Source organism: Rhizobium phaseoli, assembly GCF_010668805.1.
Lineage (GTDB): Bacteria > Pseudomonadota > Alphaproteobacteria > Rhizobiales > Rhizobiaceae > Rhizobium > Rhizobium phaseoli_A.
Genome location: NZ_WUFT01000094.1, coordinates 1 through 421 on the forward strand (window position 1 = coordinate 1; position 421 = coordinate 421).

The window sequence follows — 421 nt, forward strand, 5'->3', positions numbered from 1 at the left end:
TGCATGGTCTGCTGCGATGCCGTGAGCGACGAGGCGTCATCGCCGGCCGTGAAATGGCGGCCAAGCAGGGCGATTTCGTCGAGTTTCTGCGTCGCGAATGCCAGCCAGCAGCGAAGCTCGTCGTCCAGGGCCGTTTCCAGTTCGATGTCGATCGGGACATGCAGCAGCGAGCAGGACGGCGCAATCACGACATCCGCCTCGCCGCGAAGCGCGACCACTGCGGCAATGCGTGAGGCGATGGCCTGAAGATCGCTTCGCCAGATGTTGCGCCCGTCGATGATCCCGAGAGACAAAGCGAGATGCGCCGGCGCACGACGGACGATATCCTCCAGCGTGCTGCCGCCGCGAACGAGATCGAAATGCAATCCGGCGACGGGAAGCTGCAGAGCGATGTCGAGATTGTCGCCCAGCGGCCCGAAAT

The 421-nt window shown here is 63.7% G+C and carries 1 pseudogene; it reads right to left on the reverse strand.

The annotated features are described in order from the left end of the window. Positions 1–421: pseudogene (locus tag GR197_RS31530) on the reverse strand (5-methyltetrahydropteroyltriglutamate--homocysteine S-methyltransferase); the annotation flags it as partial.